Source organism: Pseudomonas sp. I2 (assembly GCF_040984075.1).
Taxonomy (GTDB): domain Bacteria; phylum Pseudomonadota; class Gammaproteobacteria; order Pseudomonadales; family Pseudomonadaceae; genus Aquipseudomonas; species Aquipseudomonas guariconensis_B.
This window is the reverse complement of sequence record NZ_JBCGFQ010000011.1, coordinates 111,547-117,647: the sequence shown is the minus strand read 5'-3', so window position 1 is coordinate 117,647 and position 6,101 is coordinate 111,547. Positions and strand designations below refer to the sequence as shown.

The following is a 6,101-nucleotide window of genomic DNA, read 5'->3' as shown; positions in this document are numbered from 1 at the left end:
ATGCGTCAATACGCGCCTGGCAGGCTGCCAATGCCGCCGTGCGGGTATCCAGCATGCCTTGCAACTGCTCCAACTGCCGGCGCATCTGCTCGCTGGCGCCCTGGACCTGGGCCAGGATCGCTCGCAATGCATCGTTACTCATTTCTGGCCTCGCGCTATCGGTTGCCGCGACGTCGGTGTCGCGAACGGTTGAGCGCAGCTTCGGGGCAAAGGTTTAATTTTTTCCACGCGGCGCTGCCCAGGCGGCGCTCGCGCTTGAACGTTGCCGGCACCCCGGGCTCAGACATTCAAAGGTCGCAGCGAGGAGCAGGCCCATGAGCATCGAACGCAGCATCCCCGAGCTGGAAGCCTGGTACGCCCAGTACGACGATGAAAGCTACCGGCGCGAGTCGCCGGACGCCTATCATCATGAATTGATCCGTACCGCCGAGGCCCTGCGCGACGATGGCGCCATCGACTGGGACGATTGGCTGGCGCTCAAGGCCCTGGCCGACCAGGCCCACGCGCGGGCCCTCACGGAGGCGGTACAGGCCCATGTGGACGACCCAGACGCATGAAGACATTGAAGATCGCCACCTTCAACCTCAACGGCATCCGCAGCCGCCTGCCCGGGCTGCTCGCCTGGCTGGCGCGCGAACAGCCCGACATCGCCTGCCTGCAGGAGCTCAAGGCCGCTGACAAGGACTTCCCCCGCGAGGCCCTGGAGGCGGCGGGCTATGGTTGCCTGCACCATGGCCAGCCCTCTTGGAACGGCGTCGCCATCCTTGCCCGCGACAGCCAGCCGCTGGAGGTGCGCCGTGGGCTGCCGGGCATGCAGGAGGACACCCAGAGCCGCTACCTGGAGGCGGCCGCCCACGGCGTGCTGGTGGCTTGCCTGTACCTGCCCAACGGCAATCCCCAACCGGGGCCGAAGTTCGAGTACAAGCTGCGCTGGTTCGAGCGGCTGATCGAGCATGCCGCGACGCTGCGCCACAGCGGGCACCCGACGGTGCTGGCCGGCGACTTCAATGTGGTGCCCACCGACCAGGACATCTACAACCCACGCTCCTGGCGCAAGGACGCCTTGCTCCAGCCCGAGTCCCGCGAATGCTACCAGCGCCTGCTGGCGCAGGGCTGGAGCGATGCCATCCGCCAGCTTCACCCGGACGCCCGGGTCTATACGTTCTGGGACTACTTTCGCAACCACTGGCCACGCAACGCCGGCCTGCGCATCGACCACCTGCTGCTCAGCCCCGACCTGGCACCCCGGCTCGAGGCCGCTGGCGTGGATGCCTGGGTACGCAACGAGCCCAAGGCCAGCGACCATGCGCCGGTGTGGATCGAACTGGGTAGCGACATGCGACGTTGATCACGTTCCGACAGGGCGCTCCGTCAACCGCATGTTCAACTCAATGTTCCATGGGTTCAAATAACCAGGCGCATGGCGCAACGGCCCTCCAGCCCATGGCGCCGCTCTTCGGCCAGCAGCTCGCGCAGGCGCTCACCCAGCTGATCCGCCGCAATCACTTCGAATCCGCGGCGTGCATAGAACGGGGCATTCCACGGCACCTCGACGAAAGTGGTCAATGTCAGCAACGGGATACCTCGATGCCGTGCCGCACTGATGACCTGTGCCAGCAGGCTGCCTCCGACGCCTTGCCCCTGGGCTTGCAGGCGTACCGATAGCTCATGGATGTGCAACGCATCGCCGGCCGGGCGGGCGCATAGAAACCCCAGTGGCCGCTCTTGTGCGTCGACCGCCACCCAACTGCCTTCGGCCTCCATGAAGGCCTGGTGCGCGGCTTCGTCAAGCACTTCGTCGGTGGCCAGCCAGGCGAGTGCCGGGAGGCGGGCGAATGCCTGGGCGGCCGAGCGCTCGATGGCAGGGAGCGACGGGATATCACGGGGCAGGGTAGGGCGTACGTGCATTGGGCTGTCCTTGGCGGGAAACCGGCAAGTCTGGAAGCCGCGCTGTGCCAAGGCAAGGCATTGGGTTTTTATCGGGGCCCCTGGACTTGCAATGATCTTGTTATAACGTAACATTTTGACGCTATCTGCCTCCTGCCCCTTCCTTGTCGAGTAATGACCATGACCGAAGACGAACTCCTCCGCCAGAGCCCTGATGCCTACATGAACGAGCCGCAACGGCAGTTCTTCCGCAACCTGCTGCTGGCTCAGCGCGCCGAGCTGCAAGCACGCATCGAACAACAATTCCGCACCCTGCGCGAACAGGAAGTACACAGCGACCCGGCCGACATCGGCAGTGCCGAAGAAGAGCGTCACTGGCAGCTACGCTCCCTGGAGCGGGAGAAGAAGCTGCTGGACAAGATCGACCAGGCCCTGGAGCGCCTGGCGCGCGGCGACTATGGCTGGTGCGAGGAGACTGGCGAACCGATCGGCCTGCGCCGCCTGCTGCTGCGCCCCACCGCGACCCTGTGCATCGAGGCCAAGGAACGCCAGGAAATGAAGGAGCGCCACCTGCGGGACGGGGACTAGCGGCAAGCTACAAGAGGGACGTGCACCTACGCGCTTTTCTTGCAGCTAGCCCCCGCGCCCTGGGAAAAACCCGCCGTGGGCAGCGTAGGCAATGTTAATCTTGCACCCTTCGTTGCCAACCCGGATCGTCACATGCTGTTCAATATCGCCATCCTGCTCGGCACCCTGGTGGCCATGGAGGGCGTCGGTACGCTGGCCCACAAGTACATCATGCATGGCTGGGGCTGGTGGCTGCATCGCTCGCACCATGAGCCGCACCTGGGGATGCTGGAGACCAACGACGTCTATCTGCTCGCCCTGGCCCTGGTCGCGACCGGGCTGGTGGCGCTGGGCAAGGCCGGGCATGCGCCGCTGCAGTGGGTCGGCGCCGGTGTGGCGGGGTACGGTGTGGCGTACGTGCTGGCCCATGATGGCGTGTTCCACCGGCACTGGCCGAACGCGCCCAGGCCGGTCAATCGCTACCTCAAGCGCTTGTACCAGGCGCACCGGTTGCACCATGCCATGCCGGGGCGCAAGGGCGGCGTTTCGTTCGGATTTTTCTATGCACCGCCCCTGCGGGTGCTCAAGCGCCAGCTCAAGGCACGGCGGCGGGCGGCTCGAAGGGTTGGGTAAATCGCTTGTCACGCCGTCGGGGTCGGCAAATGCTGGGGCCGCTTCGCAGCCCCAAAATAGCGATACCGCCTCAGTTCACCGGCTCGCGCCCGCTCACAGGCGCCACCTTCTGCCCACGGCTCACCCACCAGCCGAACGCCGCCGCGGTGAAGAACATGATCAGGCTGTAGATCGCCGCCGGCACCGCCATGGTCGGATTGTTCAACAGGGTCGGGCTCAACGCCAGGGCGATGGCCAGCGTGCCATTGTGGATGCCGATCTCCATGCCGATGGCGATGGCCTGGCGCTTGGGAATGTTCAACAGGCGCGGTACCCAGTACCCGACGCTGAGGCTGAGCAGGTTGAACAGCAGCGCCGCCACGCCGACCACCGGCGCGTACTCGACCACGGTCTGCCAGTCCTTGACCAGCGCCAGGATGACGGTGAAGGCCAGGAACAACGCCGCCACCAGCTTCATCGGCTTCTCCAGGCGCGCGGCGAAAGCCGGTGCCCAATGCCGGATCAGCATGCCCAGGGCCACCGGCAGCAACACGATGGCGAACACCTGCATGACCTTGGCGAATTGCAGGGGGATGGCCTGGTCGGATGCCATGAACCACATCAGCGACAGGTTCACCAGCAACGGCATGGTGAGGATGGCGATCAACGAGTTGACCGCCGTCAGCGTGATGTTCAATGCCACGTCACCATGGGCCAGGTGGCTGAACAGGTTGGCCGTGGTGCCGCCGGGCGACGCGGCCAGCAGCATCAGCCCCACCGCCAGCGCCGACTCCAGGCCGAAGCCATTGACGATCAGGAAGCACACGAACGGCAGCAGCACGAGCTGGCAGGCCAGGCCGACGATCACAGGCTTAGGGTACTTCACCACTCGGGCGAAGTCGGCCAGGGTCAGTGACAACCCAAGGCCGAGCATGATGATGCCCAGGGCGAGGGGTAGGACAGCGGTGAGCAGGGGCGAGGCGGTCATCGTGGGCATCCCTTTGGCAAATTGAGAGCAGTTTAGCTGCAAGCTGCAAACGTAAGCAGATCTGCGCGGTACCTGGAGCTTGAACCTTGCGGCTTGCGGCTCTAGCATGCGCGCTTTTGCCGAGGATTAGCCTGTCATGCCGTTCCAGCAAGGTCTGCTTGCCACCCCGGTGCCGGCCCATGCCCGTCACCTGTTCTTCACCGTCCATGCGGCCGAGGCGCTGCCCGCCGTGCTGGATGCGCTGCTGCCGCAGGTCGATGGCCAGGCACTGATCCTGGGCGTCGGCGCGCCGCTGGCCAAGGCACTGGGGCGCCAGGTTCCGGGCCTGCGTGCCTTCCCGCAGTTGGACGCGGCGGTGGAGAACCCCAGCACCCAGCATGGCCTGTGGCTGTGGCTGCGCGGTGAACAGCGCGGCGAGCTGTTTCTGCGCGCCCAGGCGCTGGAGGCGCTGTTGGCCCCGGCGCTGAGCCTGGTGGACAGCGTCGAGGGCTTCCTGCACCGCGGTGGCCACGACCTCAGTGGCTACGAGGATGGCACCGAGAACCCGGTGGACGAGGCCGCCGTCGAGGCGGCGATCGTCGCTGGCGAGCAGGTGGGCCTGGCCGGCTCCAGTTTCGCCGCCTTCCAGCTGTGGAAGCACGACCTGGGCTACTTCAAGTCGCTGCCCCAGGACGAACAGGACAACATCATCGGCCGCCGCCTCGACGACAACGAAGAGCTGGAGGACGCGCCCGCGTCGGCCCACGTCAAGCGTACCGCCCAGGAAAGCTTCGAGCCGGAGGCGTTCATCGTTCGCCGCTCGCTGGCCTGGGCCGACGAGCGCGGCGCTGGCCTGGCGTTCGTCGCCCTGGGGCATGCCTTCGATGCCTTCGAAGTGCAGTTGCGGCGCATGAGTGGCCTGGAGGACGGTGTGGTCGATGGCCTGTACCGCTTCAGCCGGCCACTGACCGGTGGTTACTACTGGTGCCCGCCCATGACGGAGCAGGGGCTGGACCTGAGCTTGCTGCTGTAGGTCTCTGGCATTTTGGGGCCGCTAAGCGGCCCCAAGCCTAAACATCCGGATACAGAATCCCCGGACAGCACCAGGGCCAGCAGCTAGCCTTGTAAAGTTTCCGACTCATGACGGGGGCTTTTCTATGTTCAGGCGTCGCGATGTCCTACGTGCCGGCGCGGCGGTGGGGTTGCTGGCGACCACACCCTGGTTGCGCGCCGAGCCCGCCAGCGGCCTGCTGGCCCGCAAGGTGCCGTCCACCGGCGAAGCCCTGCCGGTGATCGGCGCCGGCACCTCCGGCAGTTTCGAGGTCCGCTCGGGCTCAGCCCAGTACCAGCAGCTCAAGGAAGTGCTGAGGTTGTTCTTCGCGGGGGGCGGCAAGGTGATCGACACCTCGCCCAACTATGGCGGCGCCGACGCCATCCTCGGCCAATTGCTGGAGGAGGGCGGCTGGCACCGCCAGTGCTTCCTGGCCACCAAGATCGCCGCCGACAGCCGCGCCGCCGCCGAGGAACAATGGGCCGGCAGCCTCAGGAGCCTGCGTACCGACAAGGTCGACCTGCTGCAGATCCACAACCTGCGCGACTGGCGTACCCAGTTGCCTTATGCGCGCGAACTCAAGGCCCAGGGCAAGACCCGCTACGTCGGCATCACCCATTACCTGGCCAGCGGCCAGGACGAGGTGGCGCGCATCGTGCGCAGCGAGCCCCTGGATTTCATCCAGATCAACTATTCGGTCAACGCCCCCGAGGCTGCCCGCGAACTGCTGCCGCTGTGCCAGGACAAGGGCGTGGCGGTGCTGATCAACCGTGCCTTCGACGATGGCCGCCTGTTCGCCAGGGTCAAGGACCAGGCATTGCCGGGATGGGCCGCGCAGGTCGGGATCGACAGTTGGGCGCAGTTGTTCCTCAAGTTCGCCATCAGCCACCCGGCGGTGACCACGGTGATCCCGGCCACCAGCCGCCCGGAGCGCCAGCTCGACCAGCTCAAGGCCGGCACGGGGCCGCTGCTCAGCGAGGCCCAGCAGCAGGCGCTGGTTAAGCTGTTCGCCTGACG

General features: G+C 66.1%; 8 protein-coding genes. 6 read left to right on the top strand and 2 right to left on the bottom strand.

Annotated features, from left to right (window positions below):
• Positions 1-314 precede the first annotated feature (314 nt).
• Both WCE05_RS08095 and xth read left to right on the top strand, forming a co-directional pair.
• Positions 315-557: a hypothetical protein gene (locus WCE05_RS08095; protein ID WP_225787883.1), complete on the top strand. Its 243-nt coding sequence runs from the start codon at positions 315-317 to the stop codon at positions 555-557.
• Positions 554-1,348 carry an exodeoxyribonuclease III gene (gene xth, locus WCE05_RS08090; protein WP_253090818.1) on the top strand — a complete coding sequence of 265 codons (795 nt, stop codon included), beginning with the start codon at positions 554-556 and terminating at the stop codon, positions 1,346-1,348. The genes WCE05_RS08095 and xth overlap by 4 nt, the downstream gene beginning before the upstream one ends.
• A 56-nt stretch (positions 1,349-1,404) precedes the next feature.
• Here xth and WCE05_RS08085 read toward each other — a convergent pair whose 3' ends face one another.
• The gene (locus WCE05_RS08085) at positions 1,405-1,908 is read right to left on the bottom strand and encodes a GNAT family N-acetyltransferase (RefSeq protein ID WP_253090817.1); all 504 of its coding nucleotides are present in this window, start codon (positions 1,906-1,908) and stop codon (positions 1,405-1,407) included.
• A 159-nt stretch (positions 1,909-2,067) separates the two neighbouring features.
• On the opposite strand from WCE05_RS08085, the gene dksA reads away from it, so the two are divergent.
• Positions 2,068-2,475: an RNA polymerase-binding protein DksA gene (dksA, locus tag WCE05_RS08080; protein WP_253090816.1), complete on the top strand. Its 408-nt coding sequence runs from the start codon at positions 2,068-2,070 to the stop codon at positions 2,473-2,475.
• Between the two features lie 132 nt (positions 2,476-2,607).
• Positions 2,608-3,087 carry a sterol desaturase family protein gene (locus tag WCE05_RS08075; protein ID WP_368815718.1) on the top strand — a complete coding sequence of 160 codons (480 nt, stop codon included), beginning with the start codon at positions 2,608-2,610 and terminating at the stop codon, positions 3,085-3,087.
• A 70-nt stretch (positions 3,088-3,157) separates the two neighbouring features.
• Here WCE05_RS08075 and WCE05_RS08070 read toward each other — a convergent pair whose 3' ends face one another.
• On the bottom strand, positions 3,158-4,054 hold the full coding sequence (locus WCE05_RS08070) for a bile acid:sodium symporter family protein (RefSeq protein WP_225787877.1): 897 nt from the start codon (positions 4,052-4,054) through the stop codon (positions 3,158-3,160).
• 136 nt (positions 4,055-4,190) lie between these two features.
• On the opposite strand from WCE05_RS08070, the gene WCE05_RS08065 reads away from it, so the two are divergent.
• Both WCE05_RS08065 and WCE05_RS08060 read left to right on the top strand, forming a co-directional pair.
• The gene (locus WCE05_RS08065) at positions 4,191-5,066 is read left to right on the top strand and encodes a Dyp-type peroxidase (protein ID WP_225787876.1); all 876 of its coding nucleotides are present in this window, start codon (positions 4,191-4,193) and stop codon (positions 5,064-5,066) included.
• Positions 5,067-5,190: 124 nt separating this feature from the next.
• A complete protein-coding gene (locus tag WCE05_RS08060; RefSeq protein WP_368815717.1) occupies positions 5,191-6,099 on the top strand; it encodes an aldo/keto reductase in 909 nt (302 codons plus the stop codon).
• Positions 6,100-6,101: the final 2 nt, after the last annotated feature.